The 24,015-nt window shown below is 44.6% G+C and carries 21 protein-coding genes; 4 read left to right on the forward strand and 17 right to left on the reverse strand.

Annotation, left to right across the window (positions count from 1 at the left end; translation table 11 throughout):
• Nucleotides 1-196: 196 nt before the first annotated feature.
• The 9 genes from AC58QM_RS14605 to AC58QM_RS14645 all read right to left on the reverse strand — a co-directional run bounded on the left by AC58QM_RS14605 (nt 197) and on the right by AC58QM_RS14645 (nt 14,064).
• Nucleotides 197-1,753 carry an MGH1-like glycoside hydrolase domain-containing protein gene (locus tag AC58QM_RS14605; RefSeq protein ID WP_497285098.1) on the reverse strand — a complete coding sequence of 519 codons (1,557 nt, stop codon included), beginning with the start codon at nt 1,751-1,753 and terminating at the stop codon, nt 197-199.
• A gap of 23 nt (nt 1,754-1,776) precedes the next feature.
• Complete coding sequence (locus AC58QM_RS14610; RefSeq protein WP_497285100.1) at nt 1,777-3,504, reverse strand: FAD-dependent oxidoreductase; 1,728 nt, start codon at nt 3,502-3,504, stop codon at nt 1,777-1,779.
• A 103-nt stretch (nt 3,505-3,607) separates the two neighbouring features.
• Nucleotides 3,608-3,877: an alpha-L-rhamnosidase C-terminal domain-containing protein gene (locus AC58QM_RS14615; RefSeq protein ID WP_497285102.1), complete on the reverse strand. Its 270-nt coding sequence runs from the start codon at nt 3,875-3,877 to the stop codon at nt 3,608-3,610.
• A 27-nt stretch (nt 3,878-3,904) separates the two neighbouring features.
• Nucleotides 3,905-6,535: a glycosylhydrolase-like jelly roll fold domain-containing protein gene (locus AC58QM_RS14620; protein WP_497285104.1), complete on the reverse strand. Its 2,631-nt coding sequence runs from the start codon at nt 6,533-6,535 to the stop codon at nt 3,905-3,907.
• Nucleotides 6,536-6,605: 70 nt separating this feature from the next.
• On the reverse strand, nt 6,606-8,195 hold the full coding sequence (locus AC58QM_RS14625) for a type 2 periplasmic-binding domain-containing protein (protein ID WP_497285106.1): 1,590 nt from the start codon (nt 8,193-8,195) through the stop codon (nt 6,606-6,608).
• Between the two features lie 71 nt (nt 8,196-8,266).
• Nucleotides 8,267-9,136: a carbohydrate ABC transporter permease gene (locus tag AC58QM_RS14630; RefSeq protein ID WP_497285108.1), complete on the reverse strand. Its 870-nt coding sequence runs from the start codon at nt 9,134-9,136 to the stop codon at nt 8,267-8,269.
• A gap of 2 nt (nt 9,137-9,138) precedes the next feature.
• Complete coding sequence (locus tag AC58QM_RS14635; protein ID WP_497285110.1) at nt 9,139-10,044, reverse strand: ABC transporter permease; 906 nt, start codon at nt 10,042-10,044, stop codon at nt 9,139-9,141.
• 243 nt (nt 10,045-10,287) lie between these two features.
• On the reverse strand, nt 10,288-12,483 hold the full coding sequence (locus AC58QM_RS14640; RefSeq protein WP_497285112.1) for a helix-turn-helix transcriptional regulator: 2,196 nt from the start codon (nt 12,481-12,483) through the stop codon (nt 10,288-10,290).
• Between the two features lie 24 nt (nt 12,484-12,507).
• On the reverse strand, nt 12,508-14,064 hold the full coding sequence (locus AC58QM_RS14645) for an extracellular solute-binding protein (protein WP_497285114.1): 1,557 nt from the start codon (nt 14,062-14,064) through the stop codon (nt 12,508-12,510).
• Between the two features lie 584 nt (nt 14,065-14,648).
• Here AC58QM_RS14645 and AC58QM_RS14650 point away from each other — a divergent pair.
• From AC58QM_RS14650 to uraA, 4 genes are all read left to right on the forward strand, one after another.
• The gene (locus AC58QM_RS14650) at nt 14,649-15,236 is read left to right on the forward strand and encodes a helix-turn-helix domain-containing protein (protein ID WP_497285115.1); all 588 of its coding nucleotides are present in this window, start codon (nt 14,649-14,651) and stop codon (nt 15,234-15,236) included.
• Nucleotides 15,237-15,248: 12 nt separating this feature from the next.
• Nucleotides 15,249-15,560, forward strand: a complete 312-nt coding sequence (locus AC58QM_RS14655) for a hypothetical protein (RefSeq protein WP_497285117.1) — start codon at nt 15,249-15,251, stop codon at nt 15,558-15,560.
• 66 nt (nt 15,561-15,626) lie between these two features.
• Nucleotides 15,627-16,208 (forward strand): ATP-dependent Clp endopeptidase proteolytic subunit ClpP, encoded by a 582-nt coding sequence (clpP, locus tag AC58QM_RS14660; protein ID WP_497285119.1) that lies wholly within the window; start codon nt 15,627-15,629, stop codon nt 16,206-16,208.
• Between the two features lie 128 nt (nt 16,209-16,336).
• A complete protein-coding gene (gene uraA / locus AC58QM_RS14665) occupies nt 16,337-17,605 on the forward strand; it encodes a uracil permease (RefSeq protein ID WP_497285120.1) in 1,269 nt (422 codons plus the stop codon).
• A 99-nt stretch (nt 17,606-17,704) separates the two neighbouring features.
• Here the strand turns inward: uraA and AC58QM_RS14670 are convergent, their stop codons facing one another.
• From AC58QM_RS14670 to AC58QM_RS14705, 8 genes are all read right to left on the reverse strand, one after another.
• Nucleotides 17,705-18,892, reverse strand: a complete 1,188-nt coding sequence (locus AC58QM_RS14670) for a M24 family metallopeptidase (RefSeq protein WP_497285121.1) — start codon at nt 18,890-18,892, stop codon at nt 17,705-17,707.
• A gap of 496 nt (nt 18,893-19,388) precedes the next feature.
• The gene (locus tag AC58QM_RS14675; protein ID WP_497285122.1) at nt 19,389-19,871 is read right to left on the reverse strand and encodes a hypothetical protein; all 483 of its coding nucleotides are present in this window, start codon (nt 19,869-19,871) and stop codon (nt 19,389-19,391) included.
• A 16-nt stretch (nt 19,872-19,887) separates the two neighbouring features.
• On the reverse strand, nt 19,888-20,313 hold the full coding sequence (locus AC58QM_RS14680) for a hypothetical protein (protein ID WP_497285123.1): 426 nt from the start codon (nt 20,311-20,313) through the stop codon (nt 19,888-19,890).
• Nucleotides 20,310-20,456: a hypothetical protein gene (locus AC58QM_RS14685; protein WP_497285125.1), complete on the reverse strand. Its 147-nt coding sequence runs from the start codon at nt 20,454-20,456 to the stop codon at nt 20,310-20,312. Before AC58QM_RS14685 ends, AC58QM_RS14680 begins: the two co-directional genes overlap by 4 nt.
• Before the next feature lie 15 nt (nt 20,457-20,471).
• Nucleotides 20,472-20,621 carry a hypothetical protein gene (locus tag AC58QM_RS14690; protein ID WP_497285127.1) on the reverse strand — a complete coding sequence of 50 codons (150 nt, stop codon included), beginning with the start codon at nt 20,619-20,621 and terminating at the stop codon, nt 20,472-20,474.
• A gap of 21 nt (nt 20,622-20,642) precedes the next feature.
• A complete protein-coding gene (locus AC58QM_RS14695) occupies nt 20,643-21,542 on the reverse strand; it encodes a hypothetical protein (RefSeq protein ID WP_497285129.1) in 900 nt (299 codons plus the stop codon).
• A gap of 13 nt (nt 21,543-21,555) precedes the next feature.
• Nucleotides 21,556-22,488, reverse strand: coding sequence for a hypothetical protein (locus AC58QM_RS14700; RefSeq protein ID WP_497285131.1), 933 nt, complete (start codon nt 22,486-22,488; stop codon nt 21,556-21,558).
• On the reverse strand, nt 22,485-23,996 hold the full coding sequence (locus AC58QM_RS14705; protein ID WP_497285133.1) for an ATPase, T2SS/T4P/T4SS family: 1,512 nt from the start codon (nt 23,994-23,996) through the stop codon (nt 22,485-22,487). Before AC58QM_RS14705 ends, AC58QM_RS14700 begins: the two co-directional genes overlap by 4 nt.
• Between the last annotated feature and the right edge of the window lie 19 nt (nt 23,997-24,015).

Here is a 24,015-nt window from a genome sequence, read left to right on the forward strand (position 1 = left end):
ATGCTGCCAATTGGCATAACCTCCATCAACTCTTTGTTGTACCTTCATTATCACATGGCGCCCTTCATCAAATAAGGAATAGAATTACTCATCATCAGTAACAAATTTACTTACTTTTTAGGAAACAAACATGGTTTACTCCATATGCAAAAGACCCCCGCCAGATGTACTGGGAGAGGTCTATACGGGAATCCTTTTATTGGGCAAATGGGTAGTCAAAAGGTACTTGCTGCTTGCTTATTACGCCATCGTTTTGTATGACACAAACTTCATTAGGCTTGATCGTAAACGAGTAGACTTGATCCTCAACTTCCAGATAAACCGCTGTCGATACCGTATCAATCCCGATGATTTCTTTGGTATTCCCGTGCAGATCAGTGACAATTCGTACGCCATGGGTAGCGTGGAACACTTTTTTGCCATTGATATATCCGCTGAAAAAGCCGTCTTTACTCTCAAGTGTAAAATTGTCCTGCCCCCATTGCTGGGTATATGTCCGTTCAAATTCCCCGTCCTGAAGGCCGCCCCAAAACACGTCATCCATCGAGATGCTTACGCCATAAAGCCGCGAATGGTATTCCAGTACCGAAAGAATGGCAGGCCCGTACCCGTCTTTTGCCTTGCTTGGTTCCGCTGTGAAGGGGTCAAATTGCTGTGGGAAAAATAAATGCTTTTCCAGCACGCTCAAATAAATTTTGCCTAACAACGTAATTTCCGCATAATGTCCATAGTTCTCCAGCGCCTGAATCGCTCTTTGATAGGTAAGACCTTGCGGTTGACCGCTCCAGTCATTACTCGCAATATTCCTGAAAAGCGGATCATTGGCGGCAATGGAGGGCAACGGCATCGTTGTCCAGAATTCATCAGGATTCAGCATATGGAAGGCAATAAATTCATCAGCCATCTCCTGCGAAAACCCTCCGAAATACATGACTCGCAAATTATTATGCGTCAGAACATCCATGAATTCGTTATTACAATCCCTGTCATAACAAGCATGCTTTTCTGGACGCCATAAATAGGAGTTTATTTTTTCACGTACTTCGTTCGCTTTTTCCTGCCAATAAGCCTCTTTTCCGTTCCCTAACTCTTGAGAAATGAGAGCAAGCACATCCCTACCGCTACAGGAATAGCTCATGACATCCATCGAGGCGTAGGGGACTTGTCCTAGGCCAGATGGAGGCGTTTCGCCATCCCAACTATCTGGAGCACCTGCCAAGCGTGTGCAGTGATCTTCACCCGTGTCCCAAACACACCAGGTTTCCAGACATCCATCCCCATCGGAATCCCGGTATTTCCAGAGGTAGCTATCAAATCCCTCTAGTACATCATATAGTTGTTGAAGATACCCCTTATCCTTCTTCATCCAGTAATACATTTTCAACGCTGGTAATGGAAAACAGTACCCCTGGAACCAAGCAAAGTCCGCGTGCAATTTCCCTTCAACAACAGAAACCATCCCCGGTATCCGGCCATCCTCCCTTTGATTTTCCATAAAGATTAATTGGTTATTAAGAGCTACCTCCATATTGCGCTTCGCATACATTTCGCCGCCCATCGGCTGCGTTTCCAACCACACGTTCGGATAATAGGACCCCTCAACCAGTACTTTTTTATCTAAAAAGACTTGAATATTTTTCTTGGCCATTTCCTCGCATAGGTCAAACAATCTTTGCAAAGAACGATTGTCTGTAGTGTAACTAACCTGTGTTTCAGGCAACGTTGTTGCATCAATTTTCATGTTTTTACTCATACGAACCCCCTCACTCCTTTCTTTCACTCGTTAATATCCCATGAAAAAATGTGTACGTGGTCAGATCCCCATGTACGTATAGGAGTAAGGCGTAGAGCTTTTGTTTGAATATCGACTTTTAGTTTCCGAAGCCTTTGATAGTTATTGGTCACCGTCAGAAGTTCCGTCCAATCGCTGTTGCTATCCTGAAACTCCACTTTAAAATCCTTTAACATGGTTGAAGGTACATGCCATTTATTATTATTTAGCGGGTAGCTGTTAGGCATATTTCTGATGATCCGGTTCAAGTTGCTGTCAAAAACAAACCGCAATTCCCCTATGTGCTGAGGGGGATCAAAACTGTAGGTAATCCAGTCCCCCACAGTTCCTGTCCATCCGTTATCAGCATCGCCTATCGATCTATCATAGCCGTTTCTTAGGGCTTCGGCTTCTCCGTTGGAGGCTTGTAAACTCGCTCTCTCTGTTAGTGGAGATCGTGTTCTCTGGTGCCAAGGAAGGTAACTGTCATCGTCCATCAGCATCTGCTGCAGTTGTGGGATTCTCGTTTGATAAATGCCCCGTGGAGTCAGATTTTCCTTAACGGCAAGCGCTGCTGCGGTGCCAATCGCCTGCCCCAACATGGAACAGGTTCCCATAACGCGGGTCGAGCTGAGTGCCGCATGGGTTGCGCTAAGATTTCTGCCTGCGAAAAATAAGTTATCGATATTTCGCGAATACAGGCTTCGATACGGAATGCCATACGGCGAGGGAGCACGATGGTAAATCGTAGGATGCCCGCCTTTGTAATAAAAACCTTCAGGGAAGTGATCATCCATGCTCCAGCCGCCATAGGCGACCAGATCATCAAACTTTCCTTCTGCTTCGATGTCATTTTGCGTTAGAATATGATCCCCGATATAACGGCGGCTCTCCCTTTTACCAGGCAAGAACCCGATCCAATCAATCACCCAGTTCTCTACACCATGATCGCCCTGATTCTTCATATGATCCCAGACGCCAAACACGACTTTCAACAGCTCATCCCGAATCTTTTCCGTATCATGAATGGAGTCACGATCGCCTCCCAGTTCAATCCACCAGAAGTTTGTTCGTTTATCGTGCGGTCGATGCGGAAGGTCGTCATCACTTGTAAATGTATGCGCCCATGTAGGCGGGATAAAAGGCTGCGGCTTATCTGTTTCACGGATTTGAAAGAGGCAGCTTAATCCCATCGTTTTTTCATCTGCGATTTCGGGTTCGATGGATTCATTAAATTCACTTGCCGCTTCTCTGCCAATCCGATACTCCGCGCCAGTTAATGGAGCTAGAATGCCATCTCCTGAACAGTCTGCAAAGTAGGCAGCTTCAACGGTATGCCAAGTTTCGGTCGTTAATTGCCAACCTTTTACCGACTTAATGGTAGTACCTTCCATTTCAGCCCCCAGACAGCTGCAATTTAGCAATAAGGTAATATTTTCTTCGAAGCGTACTTTTTCATAAAGCACACTATCCCATATCGAAAAGTTTGGGGTGTTATTTCGGTAGAGGTTCTCCAGTTCAATCTCTTCCAGCAGTCCCGATTCACGGTTGTTCTTGCCATGGGCACCGCCTATATTCATCCTGATCTCTGAAGAGGCATTTCCACCCAGAACAGGTCTATCTTGCATCAACACAACCTTCACACCATGTCTTGCTGCCGCTATGGCCGCACACATGCCTGTCATACCTCCGCCGATAATACACAAATCTGTTTGATGACTTCTATTTCTCATACGAATCTATTCTCCTTTAATCGCGCAAGTCGTGACTCCATTATCACTTACAACCGTGCTTCAAATAAGGAATAGATTTATTGATCATCAGTAACAAATTTATTTACTTCTCGTTAGACAGCCGAACCTCCAGCCAACTTCCGTCACTTGGAATCGTCGCTTCCAACTCCTCACCTTGTTTGTGATATCGAAGGACGCCCTGCCCCTGCGTTGCCCTTACACGGATACGCTCTTCATTCATTTCGATCTCAACCTTCCCTTTGGCCGTTGGAACCGCTCCTTTTAACCACGCCAGACCGCCAAGTTTGGGCTCCACATCAAAGCTTTCATAACCATGACTTACTGGCCTAACTCCAAGGAAAATGGTATTCATCTGAAATCTCCTATATCTTTATCGTAATCAGATCAATCTCACAGGTCCAAGAAGTCCACTAGGTTCTTGCTGCGCAAATGCAGATAAGAAATCGGGCTGCTCTTTCACCAATGTATTCGTAACCTCGATAACTAGTTTGTTTTTGCCCTCTTTGATTAAGCCATGAATCTCAACGCGGTAAGGCGGACAAATGCGTACGCCTGCTTCCTCACCGTTGATCCACACTTGCGCCGTCTCATAGACCTCACCTAAGTCTAAAATTACTTGGTCAGCAGACTCGTTCCACTCAAATTCCGTCTCATAACGGAATGTGCCTGTAAATCGAGGTAAATAACTAGGCCCACTCATATTCGTTAAAGCACCCAGTTTTCCCCATTCTTTAAAATGAGGATAATACTCAGACTCTGCAGTGGATACCATCCACTCGTCCTTTAACTCAATTCCAGAGCCAACTGTACTCTGCGGCAATGCATCATAACCTTCAAGAGCAGTACCGTGCAGCAGTACGATGGATTCATACGGATGAAGACCGATCTCCACCACATTTTCCCAAGTTGCTTGTAAACGAGTTAACTGATTACTAAATGCATCATAAGCATATACATCACCTTGGACAGGCAAAGTTACTTGCCTACGAATCGTTTGGTGCGGATGCTCGTTAAAGAACATAAAAACATCTAACCCGTCATGCACATAGTGGTAGTTCCGAAGATACGGCGCGTGTTCGTCGACGCTAATCTCATAATGTCCGTCAGTAGTAAGCACCTGTGCCAGATCTTCTAAAGTAACAACCTTTACATTCTGGTGATTGGCAAGGAAAGCTATTTCGGCAGTAACCTCAGTGCCCTCGCTAGCTCGTACCGGTAGTCCGTCTACAAAGCGAACTGCTAGCCCTTGTTCCGAAAACGTCACCAAACGACGAATCATCTCCGTGGGAAGAGCTTCAGCATAGGGTACGATAAGGCATTGGAAATCCTCATTATTAACATGCAGCTTGTTGTTTATCACGCTTGCTGCTCCTAGAAGAATGTCGATAGGAAGCACATCGCAATCGATCTGATGCTGCATCAATTGCTTTACGGGCTTCTGGAAATACATCGCTTCCCCAGCCCATTCAGCTTCAGCATGGTATACGACACCTGCAGTCGCCACATGTCTTCCGCCTGAGATTAGGTGACTAATCCTATTCATATATTCATTTAAATGTTTGTAATAGCGATACTGCGGATTTTTCCCGCCTGCATACATATGCGGTGGACAATCCGGGTCAGGTGCTTTCTGAGAAAAAGCATGTGGGACAAAATAATTAACACCGCGAACAAGCATATGATCGGTGAGCCATTTCATTAGTTTCAAGCCTTCTGCCCAGCCATAAGCCCCATATACCTCGCACATGGTTCTACCTTGTTTTTTCGGATCGATGTGTGCAAGTGATACACCCAGCTTAGCGAGGCCATAGTGAAAAAACTCACTATCTGTGTCCCCGCCTGGCTTGCTGTAAGACAATTCATCAAACCCGGGAACAATTTGCCACAGTACCACATCGAGGCCAGACATATCTTGTCCCCACATGGATCGGAAGAAGTGTCCTGGGCCGGGACCAAGCCTTGCATGCACGTTGTTGTCTTCGAGGATATGTCCGATGTATGCTACCCCACGGGCTCTGCACCACTCTCCGATTTGATTACAAAAGTTGTCCGCGTAGAGCTTGCTCACGATATTCATATAGGCATACCGCACGATATGTGTATGTTCTCCCGCTTCATGCCAGAGAAGATGGAGATGTTTGCGGTAATCTGCACCTAATGACTGCTCAAACAAGGCTGGTATTTCGCTGCACCAAGGTAGCGGTACACCTATTTTGCCAGGTCTTGATTGGAAGTCAAACGTGGTCTTGTCATTGTAAAACCCAGGTTCATCTGAGAAAAAACCGGCAAACGTCTTGCCGAAATCAGCCTTGTATCTTTCATATACGGCCTCATACACCGTGTCGAGCAAGATCCGTACAGAATCTCGATCCAACGGATTCAAATAATCTTCCTGTTGCAGGCTGCCGCCATCCTTATTTTCTGTAATAATGAATATGCGCCAATATCCTTCGGGAATATCCCAGTACAGGATACCGTCTTGCACAAGATCCGTGATATCGATACAATCGCTGAGCAAATCTCCACTAGTTGGATTACGGCGAACTGCGACAACGGAGATTAGTTTATTTTTTCCAGTTGCCCGCTCCGGATGTGAGATCGTTGGCCGAAGTCCACGCATCAGCAAGGTATTCAGCAGTAGAGATGCGCCTTTGGCAGGACCGAGCGTATCGATGTAGCGTTCAGCTAAAAACTTGCGATGGAGCTCTTCAGGAGCTTCTTTTACTTTGCCAGCCGCATGCCCCGTTGGAAAATGGTCATCATCCAGCAGCCATACCTTCATACCGCGGTTGCGTGCTTCCTCCATGATGATGTCCATATCCGTCCACCATTTCGGTCCGAGAAAATCCGGATGAGGCCGAGCCTCTATGCATACGGCACCAATGCCAGATTCATGCACGCGGGCAATCTCTTCACGTATCACGTCTTCTTCCTCACCGTGTTGCCAGAGAAAAGGAAGAATGTAATTAAGCTCCCGTCCATTAAGCACTTCTTTTATACGATTACTCATATTTGCCTCCCATTTCTAACAAGATCCGCCCGACTTCAATATGAAGCCGAGCGGATCGCGTCAATCAATATTATTTTTTTACTTTTGCATACCATTCTCTTGCACGCTTCGTAACCTCTTCACCGCCGGATTTGTTCCATTTCTCTACAAATTCATCAAATTTGCTGATCGGGAACTGTCCTGTAATGATCTTACTAGCGTACTCAATATAGAGTGTACGATTATTGATATCTGGGAACCCATCATAGACGCTCGCCGGCATTCCATCTCCAGCAATGACTTTCGCATTCTTCTGAGCATCCTTCATGATTTGAACGGTTTGATCAATCTCCCACATTCTGTCTTCTGATGCAGTGCTCTTTAAGAGATTACTTGTAAAATCAAGCGTTGAGATTTTGGAATAAGGATCAAGGATAAGATTTTCTTGAGTACTCTTGTCATCCGGTAATTTGACGGCTTTGCCGTCTTTCATCGTATAGTGCATACCTTCTACACCAAGGTACAAAGCATTCCAATTCTTCTTGTCATACATGTTGTTCAATAACTTCAAAGTAGCCATTAATTTCTTCTGATCCTTGTTATTCTTCACAACCCATGCTGGAGGTGTAAACCGCTTCCAGGTATAGAAGCCCTTGTATCCTTGAACTTCTGGTAGTGGAAGTGAAGCAAAAGTACCTTTCACACCGCTGTTCTTTTGCAAATTATCCAAATAAAGATTGGTTTGTTCTGCCCAGTGGAAGTAGTTTCCGACTTTGTTAGCTGCTACCTTGCCGTCCCACTTCGCTTTATCGTTCAGTAGGGATTCTTTGTCGATTAATCCGTCCTTATACAGCTTAGAGATAAACTCCAAGGCAGACTTCATGTTCGGTGATACTGCGGAATAGGTCAGTTTGCCGTCATAAAGATCCCAATCCGGATAACCTTCAAACATCGCTACACCGTACATCGCAAACAGTTGATCCATCCAGCGTGCTTCCTGACGGCCGCCAGCTGGAAGCTCATCTTTCTGTCCATTGCCATTAGGATCCTTATCCCGGAATGCTTCCAAAACCTTAACATATTCGTCTTGCGTCTTCGGCATCTGTAAGCCCAATTTGTCTAACCAATCTTGGCGGATCATACCTGAATATCTTCCGTAATCGACCATGCCAGGAATATAATAAATTTTACCTTGACCTGTGGGGTCATTCGCTTTCACAATGTCCCACATATCCTTCGGAATAGCTGCCCATAAATTAGGTGCATATTTCGGCAGCAAATCGGTCAGATCGGCGATAGCTCCGTTTTTTGCTAAACTATTTTCAAGACCCTGCTGGGGTAAAAACAAATCAGGCAACTCACCAGATGCGATCTTTAGATTTAACTGATTTAAATAAGCTGTTCCACCGTTCCATTCCACATACGGGCTAATTACGCCTACGCCTAACTTTTCTTTATAAAATTCATACAATTTACTGCCTTTTTCGGTTGGTTTATAGCCGATGTTTGTTCCCCAAACTTCAATATCTACAATCTCATCGGCTTTCGCAGTTGCCTCCTGGTTCGGCTTAGCCGACGAAGTAGCTGCACTTTCGGATGAATTCGTTTTGTCGCTACAGCCTGTCACGACTGTAAACGAAAGAGCACTGAGTGCCGCAAGTGTCACAATCTTTTTGATCATTCCATGTTTCCCCCTAGTAGTTGAAATCGTATATGTTCTAAGACTCTATGAGCCGTAAAACCAATGTAAGCTTACCCTTTCACAGAACCGAGCATAGCCCCTTTAACGAAATACTTTTGCAAGAACGGATATACCGCGACAACAGGAATCATGGCAAAAATAACCGTTACCGCCCGAAGTGTGCGCTCATTATAAGCTAAACCAGCTGTAGAGACGGCTCCCGTAACCAAGACGTTATCGTCCGTGATAAATTGACGGATCTTGATTTGCAGCGGAAATAAATTCGTATCTTGCAAGAACATCAGTGGATGCTGGAACTGGTTCCACAACACAACACCGTAGAATAAAGCCAACGTAGCTAACACGGCCTTAGAAAGCGGAAGTACAAATTGGAACAGCATGCGGAAATATCCGCATCCTTCTATGAACGCAGCTTCCTCCAACTCCTTAGAAAACTGCTTGAAGAATGTGCGCATAATGATTAAATTAAATGGATTTAAGATATGGGGTATGATTAATACCAATGGGTTATTGTAAAGCCCGATACCTTTAACTGTCAGAAAATAAGGAACAAGCGGCGCTTTGAAGATCATCGCAATCACGACACCAATCATAATGACTGGCCCCCAGCGAAATTCCGTTTTCGACAGTGGGTATGCAAGAAGAGCCGTGACCAGCAGCGCCAAAATCGTTCCAATTACGGTTGTGCCCAGCGTCAAAAAGAACGACTTCCATAGGTCCGGACGATACATCATAAAATCCCAGGAAGCGAACGTAAATTCCTTCGGCCAAATGGTGACCAGATTCATATCCACCATCCGTTTAGAACTGAACGATGTCGATAGCACAGAAAGTAGTGGTATCATTGCAATAACGGATACAAGCAGGAGGATAATTGTGACGACTGAACCGAATAGTTTTTCCCCTCTAGATTCAAGCATGCTTACCACAACCCCCCGTCTGACACTTTTTTAGATAACTTGTTGAACGTAAATACCAGAATGAATCCGATTAACGATTGAAATAGTCCGACGGCAGTCGCGAAGCTATATTGCCCTTGCTGTATGCCTGTCCGGAACACGTAAGTATCTAAGATATCCCCTACGCTATAAGTCATTGGCGTCTGTAAATTAAATACTTGGTCAAAACCTAAATCCAAGAAGTTGCCGATTTCAAGTAATAGCAACACCAACACAGTCGGCAGCAGCAGCGGAAATGTAACGTGCCGGATTTGCTTGAATCTAGATGCTCCGTCGATCATCGCTGATTCGTATAACTGTGGATCTATTGAACTGATGGCTGCCATGTAGACAACTGTTCCCCATCCCGCGTCTTTCCAAATGGAAGTCAACACATATACAACACGAAAATAGGAGCTTTCCTGCATAACCAAAGTAGGTTCACGGTGAAACCATCCCATTACAATGTTAAACAATCCGCTTACTGAGAATAAATCAAACACAATACCAGATACGATGACCCATGATAGAAAATGTGGTACATACAGAGCCGTTTGGACTCCCTTCTTCAGGGCCGATTTTCGAATTTCATTGATCATGAGTGCCAAAACAATGGGGATTGGAAATACGATTACAATTCGTAGAAATCCAAGTACCAATGTATTACTGAACACCCTCATAAAATCGGGATAATGGAATAGCGTTTCAAAATTTTTAAAGCCAACCCATGGGCTATCCAAGAAACCTTTAAACACAGAATAATCTTGAAATGCGATTACGGAGCCCGCAAGTGGAATGTACTTAAATATAATGAGAAAAACTATACCTGGTATGGCCATGACATATAGCGGCCAAAACACCTTCATTCGATGAGATGCAACTGCTTTCAACTTATTTCCCCCCTGATGTTAGAAATGTGATTAGCTTCAGCTCTAACTGACTGCTCCATTTCTATTTGATCCAACAATACGGCCATTCTGTATCTGGACTCAACCTCGAAGTTCCTCAATCCATCACTAAATCCAGCAAATTACCGGTTTAATGGTGGATATAGATATGATTTATTGAAAATGAAGATAAAAAAATAGAAGCGGAGCGCTTTTTCAGCTTCTCCGCTTCTAATATGAGTCTTTTTATTCTTTAAATTTACCTGGTGTAATCCCTTTAATTTTTTTAAAGTTACGAATAAAACTGTTTTCGCTAGCGTATCCAACCTTCTCAGAAATCTCAATGACCTTCAAATTCGTATTCTTAAGTAAGTCTTCCGCTTTCTCAATTCGTACTTGTGTAATATAATCGTAAATCGAAGTTCCGGTTTCTTGTTTAAAGAGGACGTTTGCCTGCGACTGACTAATGCTTCCTGCCTCCGCTACGTGCGACACGCCAATATTTTCTGGATAATGTTCTTGAATGTACTCGATCATCTTCCTAAAATAATTCTCATGCTTTGTTGGTTTGCGTCTCTTCACTTCTTCTGCTAGATAGCTAGCTTCATCCAATGCCATTTGATGCAAATCTGAAAACGTCAACGTTTGAAGGGAATCCAACGCATCCATGATTTCCTGGAACTGTTCATCTTCTGGGTCTCTGAATTTCGTTATCATTTCCTTAATTACATGAGAATACCACCGGTATACGTGAAGAGGCTTTGCATTTGACGTTTCCCACTCCATACGTATTTTTTCTAAAATATTGGTTATATATTCGGTCTTTCCTTCTTTAATGCCTTGAGCGATTTCATGAATGGTTTCATTTTTTGAACCAGGGCCTTGCGCTTCTGAATAGGGCAATTCTTGCTCCGGCACATGAAGTTTTTTATATCCTATATACAAGCGATCTAGTAGTAACACTTCAGCTTTCTTGTAGCGACTGCTAAGATCACCACTTATCGGATAGAGCGATTCGGCAACTGCTACTGATAATGAAATTTTCAATAGTTTATCCGTGACTTCAATCCCATTTAAAAGCTTATCATAAAGCATTTGCAAATCCATATCGGAAGACAAGGGCTGTACGATCAGGGCACTTCGATCCTGAGTGAGATCTTCAAACTGCACCCTAAAACTCTCTCCCAGAATTTCCTCGAAAATATTACCTACTGCAAACTTAAGTAATAATTGATCATCTTGCTTGTACCCGTTCAACCAATTGTAGTAGGCATCCACCGAAACAATAACCGCATAAACTGGTAAGTCAGAACGCCATTCTGAGTACAGCAATCGCCATTTTGGATCAAATTCCTTACGCCGTAGTCTACCGTAAACCATATCTTGAATAAATTTGGCTTTTAGTTCCTTGTTGCTGCCATGCAAGAAATTTAGTTGCGTGAGCAGTCTGCCGACATAAGATTCTAACTGAGTGAAGTCAACCTCTAACGCCTCATTTCGATGGCTCCGAACTGTTTTAATCAATCGTTCAATAGGCCTAAACGTAATACGATTAACTTGGAAGATAATGAGCATTCCGATTAATATGGTAACCGCGGATACTACGAAAGTCATGGTTCGAATCCAATATAATTTCCCGAAAATTTGCTTTTGAGGAACTGCATAAACGTAATTCCATGACGTTGCATTTGAAGTCAGGCGAGTAATGAAATACTTATCAGGGTTCATCTGCTCTTTATTATTTTGACCAATTGAAAATAACGTTTCTCCATTTGCATCTTGAATGATTCGAACTGCCTCATTGTTAGTTGAACCTTCTGGAATGATCTGCGAAAATAGTTTCGTGGATTTCAAGTTTATGATAAGGTATCCGGATATTTTGTTATCTTCATATATCCGCTTAATGAAACTTATCATTTCGCCTTGATCCTTCATCCTTTTAGCGAAAGTCACATTGTTTGCATCCTGTTCAGCTAATGACAGTTGAGATAACCAACCCTTGTCACCAAAGGTATCAATACTGGAATTAAATCCATAAGGCGAACTACCAACAACATGGCGATTTTTTTCATCATATAGATAGATACTGTCAATGATCGAACTATTTTGAGTTAATGTATCCAACATGGACACAACGCCAAGTATGGTATCCATACTTTTATGATTGCTATAACGCAAGAAATCGATCGTTAGCGGGTCGAGAACTGCATAAATAGACGTTGTCATAATATCGTTCATTTTCCTGTCAACATCATCCCTGACGAAGGTCACCATCTGTTGGTGCGGAACTTTAATCTCCTCGAGTAGTGAATGTCTAGCGAGGCTGTACATGACAGTACCAACCAAAGCAATTGCGAAGCAAATGACCAAAGTTAAAATGAGAATTAATCTTGTTTTGATATTCGAAAAAATCAGTTTCACTTTGTACTTATATACATTCATGCTTTCCCCTGCCGTTTTCCCTCATTATTTCTTCTTCGCATACCACTCACGCGCCCGCTTCGTGACTTCGTCTCCGCCGCTACTTTTCCATCTTTGAATAAATTCATCAAATTTTTCAATCGGCCAATCACCGACAATAATTTTGGTCATGTATTCTTGATAGAGCTTATTCGATTTAATGTCCGGAAAGCCATCATAGATCGATATAGGAATGCCATCGCCGGCAATCCGTTTACCATCTCTTCCAGCTATCATCATCGCATCTATCATCATCTGGGCAACCTTCGGTTCATACTGATCCTGAAGCGTCATTGCCATCTGCTCCGTTGTTATAACTGGAAATAAGTCGATTAGATACGTTTGATCCGAACTGATAGGCAGCCTCTTCTTTTTGCCATCCTTCATTTCATAATGTTCGCCTTCAATTCCAAAAGAAGCGAAATTACGATTCTCGGGCTTCGCATAAAACTCAAGTAGCTTCATAGCTTCCACTGCGTTTTTGGACGATTTGGGAATGGCCCACTCCATATTATTGATGAGCGGTCTCGGCGTAAAACCATCAAACCCTTCTACCTTGGGGACCGGCATTCCGACAATATAGGCATTCGGATTTATTTTAGGCAAATTTTCAAAGAAGTTTTGCTTAATACCATACGGAACATGATACCAGACGCCTACTTTATCTTGCTGAATCTTTGCTTTCCAGGTCAATTCTTTATTCAAAAATGTTTCATTATCCAGCAATTTGTCTTTATAAAGTTCTCTTGCAAATGTAAGGGCTGCTTTCATATTCGGAGTGACCGCTGAGTACGTCAGTTCATTGTTATACAAGTCCCAAACAGGATACCCTTCTACCATAGCAACTCCGTACATCAAAAATATGTCATCCATCCATCGCCCCGCTTCACGTCCGCTGGTAGGAATCTCATCCTTTATACCGTTGCCGTTAGGATCTTGATCAAGAAATGCCTTAAGGACAGTAACATATTCATCCTTTGTAGTTGGGATTGTCATATTTACCTTGTCTAGCCAATCTTTGCGAATCAATGAACTATATCTTGGATACAAATTAACTCTTGGGATAAAATAAATTTTTCCATCTGGAGAGTTGGCTCGTACACTATCCCACACATCTTGTGGGATTGCCTTCCATAAGGTAGGCGCATACTGTGGCAGCAAATCATCCAAGGCAAGTAAAGCACCTTGCTTGAGTAGCGTATCTTCAACACCGTGAGGTAAGAACAGATCCGGTAGTTCATTAGCAGCAATCTTAACATTTAGACCCTTTGTAAAGTCGGTGCCACCATTCCAGGGGAGGGTTGATGTGTTTACTGATATACCTGTTTGCTCTGTCACATATTTCATCTGCTTATCGTTCGGTCCGGGCATTCTTCCATAATCGCTGAACATGAGAAGGTTAACTGTCTTAACTTCATGTTTCTGTTCACTCTCAGAAGTTTTTCCAGCAGCAGTATCCTTACTATCTGAACCAGCACTTGTGCATCCTGCCGCTATTAGGGCAAGTAATGCGATTGCGGCTAACCATGCAATCATCCGCATCATTTTTGATTGTAGTGCCATCTTTCTTGCCCCTTTCAATTTGCAACTATTTAAATAGTATATCATTGCGATGACACAAGCCCAACCTTGTACTTACTTTTGATGAAAATGCGAAAAAAGCAGTTTTCACCAGCTTTTTTGTAATTACTCTTAAATGGATTTTCACACAACCTGTCTAGGTTAGGAGTTTTCGCCTTATCAAAGCCGTATGCCCGAATACTGTCAATTCGTTGTTGGTCTGTCGTTATAAAAAGTATTGTGCTGCACCCTTGGGTTCCTCCTTCATTATAAACTAGTTACAGTTCCCTCCCTTATGCTTTCGCCATCCCCCGAGAATTCTCTCTCGCACCTACCTACCAGAAACAAGAGATCTTACGGATATGCTTTTTTATAGGCTTCCTCAAATTATTATTTTCTCTAGTTCATTGCCTACTTGGGCCCATGTTGTTACTTCAAAACTTATTTGTCCTCCAACTAATAGATAGTCTCAGATCTCTTCTTCTTCTTCTCTTCTTCTTCCCTCTCTCGCCCATTGACTTTCCACTCTCCACGTAATAAAATATTTTTACGTAATAAATACTTTGTACACGGAGGCTGTCCTCTCCATGCCACAAGAAAAAGATATCCAAGACAGCTATTGCATCAATTCGCCTGAACAGGCAACGGTGCTGCTTAATCCACTTCGTGGTGAAATTATCGCTCAGCTTTTGGAACCTGGGTCCGCAACAGAAGTCGCGCGCACTTTGGGCGAGACCGCTCAGCGTATTAATTATCACCTCAAAGCGTTGGAAAAAGCCGGCTTGGTACAACGAGTAGGCACACGTCAGGTTCGTAATTTAGTCGAGGTGCTGTACCGATCCATCGCCAAAACCTTCGTGCTCGCCGAGTCTCTCAGCATGAAGCCTGAAACGTTGCAAAAACTGAAGGATCAAAGCTCACTCGCACATCTTATAACGACCTCCGAGCGAATTCGGCGAGATGCGATGCTGCTTATGGAAGAGTCCGATGTCGGGGACGTCATTCCGAGTGCAACCTTGCAGTTTCAAGTCCATCTATGCACCGAACAGGAGCGGCAGTCATTCATTGAAGAATACACCGCAATGGTTGGGCAACTGGTGGAACGCTATTCAAGCAGCAAAGAACAGGAAGCTTACCATGTTTTGCTTGCCGTATACCCCAAACCGAAAGCATGAGGAGGTATTTGCATGGGTCAAGAAAATCAAGATAATCAAGAAGCCAAGTCCCGCCCAGCTTCAATTTCCAAACAAACACCTGTTATCACTTGGGAACAGCCACACCTAACTGAACATAAACCAGATTCCTCAAACAGTAATGTGATCGACATGGAAACTTACCGCAGATTGGATGCTACTACCATAGACACCGAAGCTACAGTGACCGTGCGCGAATTGCCCACTCTTTTGAAGGAAGAACCCGTTCGTCTGATCATTATTTCCTCTGGTTTTGGCCAGAAGCATGCTGTGCAAGCCAATACGATTCATTGCCAAGCTGCTTAATCAGCTAAACCATGTAGTCCATTAAACAAAAAGAACCTAATTTCCATATATGAAAGGATGATTGCAATGAGCTTTATTCCTATGGTTGTCGAACAAACCGCGCGCGGCGAGCGCTCGTATGATATTTATTCCCGTTTGCTCAAAGACCGCATCGTATTTCTTGGTACAGAAGTAAATGATCAAGTTGCGAACGCGATTATTGCCCAGCTATTGTTCCTTTCCGCAGAAGACCCTGAGAAAGACATCTCCCTCTACATCAATTCACCAGGTGGATCTACCTCAGCGGGACTTGCGATTTATGATACGATGAACTTCATCAAGCCTGATGTCTCCACCATTTGTGTCGGGATGGCCGCATCCATGGGTGCTATTCTTCTAACAGCCGGTGCTCCTGGTAAACGTTTTGCGCTTCCCAATGCAGAAGTCATGATTCATCAACCTTGGGGAGGCGCTCAAGGGCAAGCAAGTGATATCCACATTCGTGCGCAGCACATTCTCAAAACGCGTCGCGTTCTCAACGGCATCCTCTCACAAACGACCAAGCAACCGATTGAAAAAATCGAATTAGATTCCGACCGTGATTACTTCTTAGATGCAAAAGATGCACAAGCGTATGGATTAATCGATAAGGTCATTGAACGCATTTAACAGCACGCAACTATTAAAATAGGGTAGCACCTAAGGTCATTTATCTGACTTTCGGGGCTGCCCTTTTTTTAAATATCAAAATATGGGTAATATATCCGATATGAAGTTAACAACAAGGAGGTTACAGCGTGTCTCGCATCGTTCAAGTTGATGAACGCCCACCCATCGGAGAAAGTATTGTACTTAGTCTGCAGCATTTATTTGCGATGTTTGGTTCCACCGTGCTGGTTCCCATATTATTCAAAGTCGATCCTGCCACTATCCTGCTCATGAATGGAATCGGTACGTTAATTTATATTTTTATTACAAAAGGCAAAATACCCGCTTTCTTAGGGTCAAGTTTCGCGTTTCTATCGCCCGTTTTCATCGTGCTGGCATCCAAAGGTTATAGTGCTGCATTAGGTGGATTTCTAGTGGTTGGATTGATTTTTACCGTTGTGGCTTTACTAATTCGAGTCGTTGGCACGAGCTGGATTGATGTAGTTTTTCCCCATGCTGCCATGGGCGCAATCGTTGCGGTGATCGGACTAGAGCTAGTGCCAACAGCAGCTGGCATGGCGGGTCTTATTGCCCCAAGCGGTGCTCCAGCGGGCTGGTCACCAGATCCTACCGTTGCAACAGTATCCATTGTCACATTACTAGTCGGCGTTATTGGTTCAGTTGTATTTCGCGGGATATTGAAGGTTATTCCGATATTGATAGCTATAATAGCTGGATACGTGCTCGCAGCCATCTTAGGTTTGATACATATTGGAGACACGCTACGAGCCGCAGATTGGTTTAAAATCCCTACCTTTTACAGCCCCTCTTTCGATTGGCCCAGTATATTCATTATCGCACCTGCCGCCTTAGTCGTCATTGCGGAGCATATCGGACATTTGATCGTCACTGGGAATATGGTCGGTAAGGATCTGTCCAAAGACCCTGGCCTGAGCAGATCTTTGCTCGGAAATGGCGTCTCTACAATCCTTTCCTCCTTCGTCGGCTCAACGCCCAACACCACATACGGCGAAAACATCGGTGTCATGGCTATCAGCCGCATTTACTCTGTGTGGGTGATCGGAGGCGCCGCCATTCTGGCGATTATCCTTTCTTTCGTCGGTAAAATAGCCATTCTCATTCAAACGATTCCAACCCCCGTCATGGGCGGGGTATCCTTGTTGCTTTTTGGAGTTATCGCTTCCTCCGGAATTCGAATGCTCGTAGAAACTAAAGTCGATTACTCCAAACCAATCAACTTAATTCTAACCACTGTTGTACTCGTCATCGGGCTCAGCGGGGCAACGTTGAAATGGGGGCATTTTGAGATGAAAGGAATGGCCTTAGCTACGGTTGCCACGATTGTACTCAGTTTGTTTTTTAAATTGTTGGAGGTTTTGAAGCTTTCGAATGAATAGAGGTTGCAGGAACAAGGGCGGTATTATGCGCTTTCGCGATCCGGCGGTAGTAAGTTGGTGATTACAAAAGAGCCCCGCGACATGCCGCGGGGCTCTTTCCTATATCTGGCGTATCCCATCCCGGGATACGGTTAATTTCTCGTATCCCCCTTCGGTAATTAGATACGTATCTTCGATACCCACGACTCCGCGCCCGGGGAAAGTGAACTTGGGCTCGATCGCAATAACCATACCCGGTGCCAGCGGATATTTAAAACCCTTGGCGAGAACGGGTAACTCATCGATCTCGAGCCCAATGCCGTGACCAAGGAATTTCACTTGGTCAGCGCCGTACCCCATGAAGTGGGCGCTCAGCCCAGCTTCCTGCACTTGATCCAGCGCGAGCAGATACAGATGCTCGGCGATCATGCCTGGCTGTAGCCTGGCTTCCGTGGCGCGGAGGACCGCCTCCGCCACGTCATAGGCTCGCTGCAGCTCAGGGTCTAGATCACCGATCACCAGCGTACGCGTCTGATCGATCAAGTACCCGTCGATGGTGCAACCGATATCGACGAGGATCGGTTCGCCGCGCTGAATCAGCGCGCGGCCCGAGCTTTGCGGGCTGGACGGGTGAAGCCCCGTGCCCCCGGCCGGCCCGTCAAAATACGTCGGCACCGCTGCCGACGCGCCTGCCGCGACCATTCCAGTTATCAACTCGGAATTGTACGCGCGCATGCGCATCAGCCCTTGGTGCCCGCGTAGCCTTAGCTGATGCTCAATGAGCGCCATCAGCTCAAATTCCGCCATCCCCTCACGAATGTGGGGGATGACCGCCTCCAGCGCGCCGTCCACGACGCGCGCTGCTGCCCGAATCGCCGCGACTTCGTCCGGCGATTTGATCATGCGCTGCTCTCGCACGAGCAGCGAGCCGTCCTCCCAGACCGCGCCGGGCAGCGCAGTCTGCAAACGCACGTACAGCTGGACGGGTAACACGTCCAGCTCCGTCGCCACACGCAGCGCCCCACCAGCCGCTGCGTCCACGCCCCCCGCTCGCGCGCGAAGCCGCTCGCCGAGCGTCTTCCAAGAACCGAGCGCTTCAACCTCCGCTGCCGCTTCCTCCTCCGCGCGTATCAAACTGCGACGAACGAGATAAATCGCCTCTCCCTCAGTTGGAATGAACAAATACCCCGTCTGCATCGAGCCACAGTAATAATATATATCGACATGGTGCGTGACCAGGAAGCCTGACCACCCTCGCTTACGCATCTCATCTTGCAGCCACTGCTGCCTTTGCTGAAAAATTGTCATAGAACTCAACTCCTATACGCCGTAGATTAACACCTCACTTTCACATTATACATGGAAATAACCGCTATCGCTCTATGGGGACTCTAACGACATTCTAACGAGTTCTATTGCCGCTATAACATCACTCTTCCACTGGCTCTGTTTCGAGCCCCTTCACCCTACTCCACATAAATAGATGGATTTCCTGTATCTAATTTGTTCACTTATGGACTAAATTGCAGAATAACTGGATTCCCTCCAGCTATTTTGTTCCAAAACCAACGCTTAGAGCGATTACGGAGGAATTACCTGTACATTTTCCATCTATTCGCAAAAAATCATCTTTTACACGCCATTTAGCTGTATATTTTCCAGTTAAACGTTGCTGACAAAAGCGACCTCATCCTCATCCTCATCCTCATCTTCACCTCACCTCACTTCACCTCATTCCACTTCACCTCATTCCACTTAACCTCACTTCACATCCCGCATCACCCTTGCCACTCTCACTTCCCCCTCAATACACCATCTCCGCAGAAGACTTAATCGTCCACGTAATCGGCTGCAACACCGCGTACGTTCGCGGAAACGCCAGACGAATAAACATAATGACGCCAGGGCGTTCCAACGTAACCGTATAGTCCCTCGCATCATCTCGATACGTGTAGGGAAATATTTCCCCCTCATTAACCACCTTAAAGAAGTCAACAACCACCGTGCTTTGTAAAAAAGTATCCGGCAAGGGCTCATTATCTGCATCTAAGCGTAAATTAACCTGCAAATACGCCATCGCAGCCTCTCTAGCTTTCACCTCATCAATGGCATGAATTCCTTGTGCAAGCTTTACCACATCACTTTGCTGTGCAGCAGCATGTACCGCATGGTTCAGCCCATGCTTTCCTTGAAAAACGGTATGCATCGCTAATTCCTCATCCGTTTGTAAGGCATACAAAGACATAAACACCACGCTCATTAACATCATTAAAAGCAACTTATACACGCCGTTCCCTCAACTCTCAAGGTACATATTCACTCATCTTCATACCGGTTGCCCCCATGCGATCTGATGCAGAAGGTACCGGTATCCCGATAAGTTGATCAATTACAAAAAGCCGCTGATACGGATAGGTGATCGTTAGCCGCAAGCCCGTTCCTCTCCAAACGGGTGCGCTCGCATCCATTCCGCCAACGCCAGAGTTGGTCCCAACCACATACGTAATGTCTACAGGTACGAAACCTCTTTCCGCCATACGCATTCTGGACTCGGCAATCATCGCTGCATTGATATACCCATGGCTGCCATTCGCTCCGACCTCGAGCAAATAATCGACTTCTTTTTGCAGCACAGCCTGCCGAACAATAATGACATGCTTATACACTGGTGAGAACATAAACCAACAAAGCATCGTAGCAAACAAGATAAACACCAAAATCTGCTTCATGGATTAATCCGCTCAATTGACTCATTTATTCTCGCTCCGCTATCACTCACTTGCCTGCGCGTCCCCGTACTTCCTCCAACAACATCGAAATAAATACCGATAATGACCATCACCAACAGCACCGTAACAAGAATCGACCTCATCCTTTCCCCACCGTACTACGGTTGAAGTGAGGAAATGTTAGTATTCGCTGTCGTCCCATGCGTGCTTATATTCCGTCTCATTCCCGTGGACCCGTCATTAATAATCGTAGTAAACAAATAAGCGACCACAATCAGCATCATTACCGTTACCAAAATATTTCTCATATTTTCGCGCTCCTAGTGTAATTAGTTAATAGCATCAAATAATCGTTGCCCTTCTGCAATCCACGGGTACATAAATACCCGAAATGTATTCAATATCGGCAATCCTGCAAGTACGAAAAGCACATAAGACACCGTTTCTTTCTTGCTCTCGCGAATTAATTCCATTTTTTCTTTATAGTCCTGAATGCGTTGTTTTAACAGCTCATAATAGTCCCCATGCTCATTCAACCTTAACGCATTCAGCGTCTCACCAAAGCTATGCGCTTCATCGGTCCCTAGTCTCTTTTTAAAATGAACAATCGCATCCTCAGCTCCCTGATACCACTCATTCAGCAGCAGCTCGACATGAGCTCGAATCGACGTCGTTTGACCGACACATAAAGACAATTTGTCATGCAAATTCAATTTTGAATCATTATAGTATAAGAGCTGTCGACTGATCGCATAAATATCCCGCACGATGCGCTGTGATCGCTTTTCTTTTAGCATTGTTAGTACTTTTCGATCCCACATTAGAAAAATCGACAACACCACCGCGCTCACAAGTACATACGCAGGCTGTATATGCAGACCGAGCCATGGATGCTTGAAAGCTGCGTATCCCATAACTCCGATTAGCATCGCTATAACTAAAAGCAACCTCCTGGCACCCTCATATAGGTTCGCATTCATCCAAATTCCGCAACCTAGCAGCAACTGTTGCTTCGTCTCTACAACTTTCGTACTCATGCCCAGCAAGTTATACAATTGCGAGGGGATTCTAATCTCTTTCAGCGTGCTTTTTACATGTAAGGATCGCCATCTCCTTTTGCGAACAGGTATGAGCTTTAGGACATGATAGATCATCAGCATTAGAAGCATAAATAATACAAAACGTGTAGCATACTGCAGTATAAGCAGCTGGGCATTGACCATGACCAAGGTATTCACCTCCTCACATTCTTCGCATAGACAAGTAAATTCCCATCAAAAAAGATACAAATATCAACAACAACGCATCCAAAATCATATTCCGACCAGCAGGGTCGATCACATAATATAAATAAGCGTTATCTGCATTTACTTTGAAATTAATCCACATAAATAAGACCATAAAACCAATTGGCGTAAAATTAGCAATACGAATTTCCAATAGTCGATTTCTTTCCATTTGATCAAAACGCTGCGCTTTACGCATATCTGTAATAAGCTCTTTCAGGCTATCCCCCACAAAGCTTCCTTCTTTCAATGCCACTCGCATAATCCCGGTAAAATAATCTGCCCAGATGTGACCCAACGACAAAGCGAAGATGCGCAAGCTTTCCTCTGTGTCCCTTTGCGTCATCAAATGACGATATAATTGCTCGAAAACAGGCTTAATCGGATACAAAATTCGATTTTCCTCTATACAATACTTCAGCGCAATTTTGATATTTTGATTAGGGTCAATTAAGTAAGACTGGTAAAAGACTTCGACAGCAGGAAGAAACTCAAGCCTTGTTCGCAAACGGACACTCACCAGCTTCACTCGAAGCAGCAAATAAGGCATCGAAGCACCAATCATCGTCATCATAAGCGCACCTTTTACGGATTGGAAAAACAAACCACCAGTCAACAAGCCGAATAATAACCCCACTAGACTAATTGTCAGCATCACCTGTATACTTATTTTTGATTCGACGGCTTCCAACAACTCCTTAATATGCTTAGATATCCAGCCCCTTGTCTCCAAATAAGAAGTTAATCTCGCGCTAAAAGTAGCGTTTCTTACATAGTAAAGCCTAAACCTCGCCTTGCGTTGTCGGATAAACAGCTGTAGCAGTGCTTGAAAACCCACATAAACGAGCACAAATAACAACAAGAGAAAGACATATTTAGCGAAAATCACTGCTCTAAACCGCCTTCTTTCCCTTCATTTTCAATAAATCCGTGCTCCATCAACAGCGTGAAACAAGCTTCATCCACTTTTCTTATTCTACGCGAAGCATGAAGCGACAATTTCCCGGGAAATGTCCATTTGTCTGTCGAGTTGTCATAAAGTGCTAGATTCGTGACGAAAACGCATTCATTTTCATAACGATATTCGACGATTCGCACAATCTTTCTTTTCCCTTGAACAACCTGCATTTCAATGCCGATATGTGTCACAAATTCAGTAATTCGTTTCGTCAAACGCTTAGAATCCATCCCTCTGCCATCCAACATACACATATCTGTAATCGCATCTGGCACATCCTCCAGCTCACTGACATGAACCGTCGTCAAACTGCCCTCATGACCACGTGTACAAGCACGAACATACAAATTAGCATCTTCGTCCCTAATTTCTGCGTGACATATGCGTTTAGGAGACTGCCTTAAGGCAAGTTTAAAAGCCTGCAAGCCCGAATGTCTCGGATCTTCCTCGTCTATTTCGTATTCGACGATATTTTTATGGGGGAAATCTCGCTTTAAGTGCAACTCGAATCGCGATTCAATCGTGATTATTCGCTCGTTATCGTCCATCTCGGCAATAATTGCCTTGAGTAGATTCGTTTTTCCTGAGTTTGTCGGTCCAATAACTACCATATTGAAGTATGTGTGGATAAAACAACGAAGTAATAGCTCCATGCGGGCATCCATTGTGGCCAGATCTGGCGAGGTAAGGGAGGATAAATCGAATCTTTTTACCGTGTAAAAGCGTATTGTCAACGTGGGTTCAGCCGTAAATCCGAAGCCCGTCATCGTTACACGCGAGCCATCTTGCAAAACCACCTCAGCCCAACGCTTCCTAGGATTAAGTGTGTCATGGTTGAATAACACCAAATTTTGTTGAATTCTTTCTAATTCTCGGAGGGATGGAAGCTCATACGCAGAAGGTCTAGCCATTCCTCCACGCACTTCAAAAATCCGCTTCCCCACAACTTGAATCTCTTCTAATCCTTCTTTTTGTTTGAGGACAAGCTCAAGCACATTTAAGCCGATAATTTCGGCAAAAATCGCTTCAGGTAACGTCGTATACCCACTGGTCCGAGGTGGAATATCTGAAAGTCTTCTTTTTGATACAAGATCATGAATGATCGCCAGCAGCTTGCCACGGTCCTCTTCATAGCCCAGAATTGCGCGATTTAGCGTCTCATTATACAACTGTTTTTCAATCTCAGATCTGCCTTTTAAGGCCACAAGCTCACTCCGAATCTCCTGTACCCATTGCTGAAAAAATGCATCCTCACCTGAGCCTACATAATCTTGATCGTTCACGTTTACACGCACACTATTGTTCCATTCATCGACTTCATCATCGGGATGCCTACTACCAGCAACCTGTTGTTTCAGATGGTGATTTAAACCTACCACAGCTTCTTCCGTCCTACGTTCATGCATGTAGGTAATCATCGAAAACCTCTTCCCACTCACTCCCTTACCCTCCTAAAAT

This window comes from Paenibacillus sp. J22P165 (assembly GCF_059692015.1).

What these genes read in the sequence shown, in the direction of transcription:
- AC58QM_RS14605 (WP_497285098.1), bottom strand. Translation starts at nt 1,753, where the DNA reads ATGAGTAAAAACATGAAAATTGATGCAACAACGTTGCCTGAAACACAG.
- AC58QM_RS14645 (WP_497285114.1), bottom strand. Translation starts at nt 14,064, where the DNA reads ATGGCACTACAATCAAAAATGATGCGGATGATTGCATGGTTAGCCGCA.
- AC58QM_RS14650 (WP_497285115.1), top strand. Translation starts at nt 14,649, where the DNA reads ATGCCACAAGAAAAAGATATCCAAGACAGCTATTGCATCAATTCGCCT.
- AC58QM_RS14655 (WP_497285117.1), top strand. Translation starts at nt 15,249, where the DNA reads ATGGGTCAAGAAAATCAAGATAATCAAGAAGCCAAGTCCCGCCCAGCT.
- clpP (WP_497285119.1), top strand. Translation starts at nt 15,627, where the DNA reads ATGAGCTTTATTCCTATGGTTGTCGAACAAACCGCGCGCGGCGAGCGC.
- AC58QM_RS14685 (WP_497285125.1), bottom strand. Translation starts at nt 20,456, where the DNA reads ATGAGGTCGATTCTTGTTACGGTGCTGTTGGTGATGGTCATTATCGGT.
- AC58QM_RS14610 (WP_497285100.1), bottom strand. Translation starts at nt 3,504, where the DNA reads ATGAGAAATAGAAGTCATCAAACAGATTTGTGTATTATCGGCGGAGGT.
- AC58QM_RS14615 (WP_497285102.1), bottom strand. Translation starts at nt 3,877, where the DNA reads ATGAATACCATTTTCCTTGGAGTTAGGCCAGTAAGTCATGGTTATGAA.
- AC58QM_RS14620 (WP_497285104.1), bottom strand. Translation starts at nt 6,535, where the DNA reads ATGAGTAATCGTATAAAAGAAGTGCTTAATGGACGGGAGCTTAATTAC.
- AC58QM_RS14625 (WP_497285106.1), bottom strand. Translation starts at nt 8,195, where the DNA reads ATGATCAAAAAGATTGTGACACTTGCGGCACTCAGTGCTCTTTCGTTT.
- AC58QM_RS14630 (WP_497285108.1), bottom strand. Translation starts at nt 9,136, where the DNA reads ATGCTTGAATCTAGAGGGGAAAAACTATTCGGTTCAGTCGTCACAATT.
- AC58QM_RS14670 (WP_497285121.1), bottom strand. Translation starts at nt 18,892, where the DNA reads ATGACAATTTTTCAGCAAAGGCAGCAGTGGCTGCAAGATGAGATGCGT.
- AC58QM_RS14640 (WP_497285112.1), bottom strand. Translation starts at nt 12,483, where the DNA reads ATGAATGTATATAAGTACAAAGTGAAACTGATTTTTTCGAATATCAAA.
- AC58QM_RS14690 (WP_497285127.1), bottom strand. Translation starts at nt 20,621, where the DNA reads ATGAGAAATATTTTGGTAACGGTAATGATGCTGATTGTGGTCGCTTAT.
- AC58QM_RS14680 (WP_497285123.1), bottom strand. Translation starts at nt 20,313, where the DNA reads ATGAAGCAGATTTTGGTGTTTATCTTGTTTGCTACGATGCTTTGTTGG.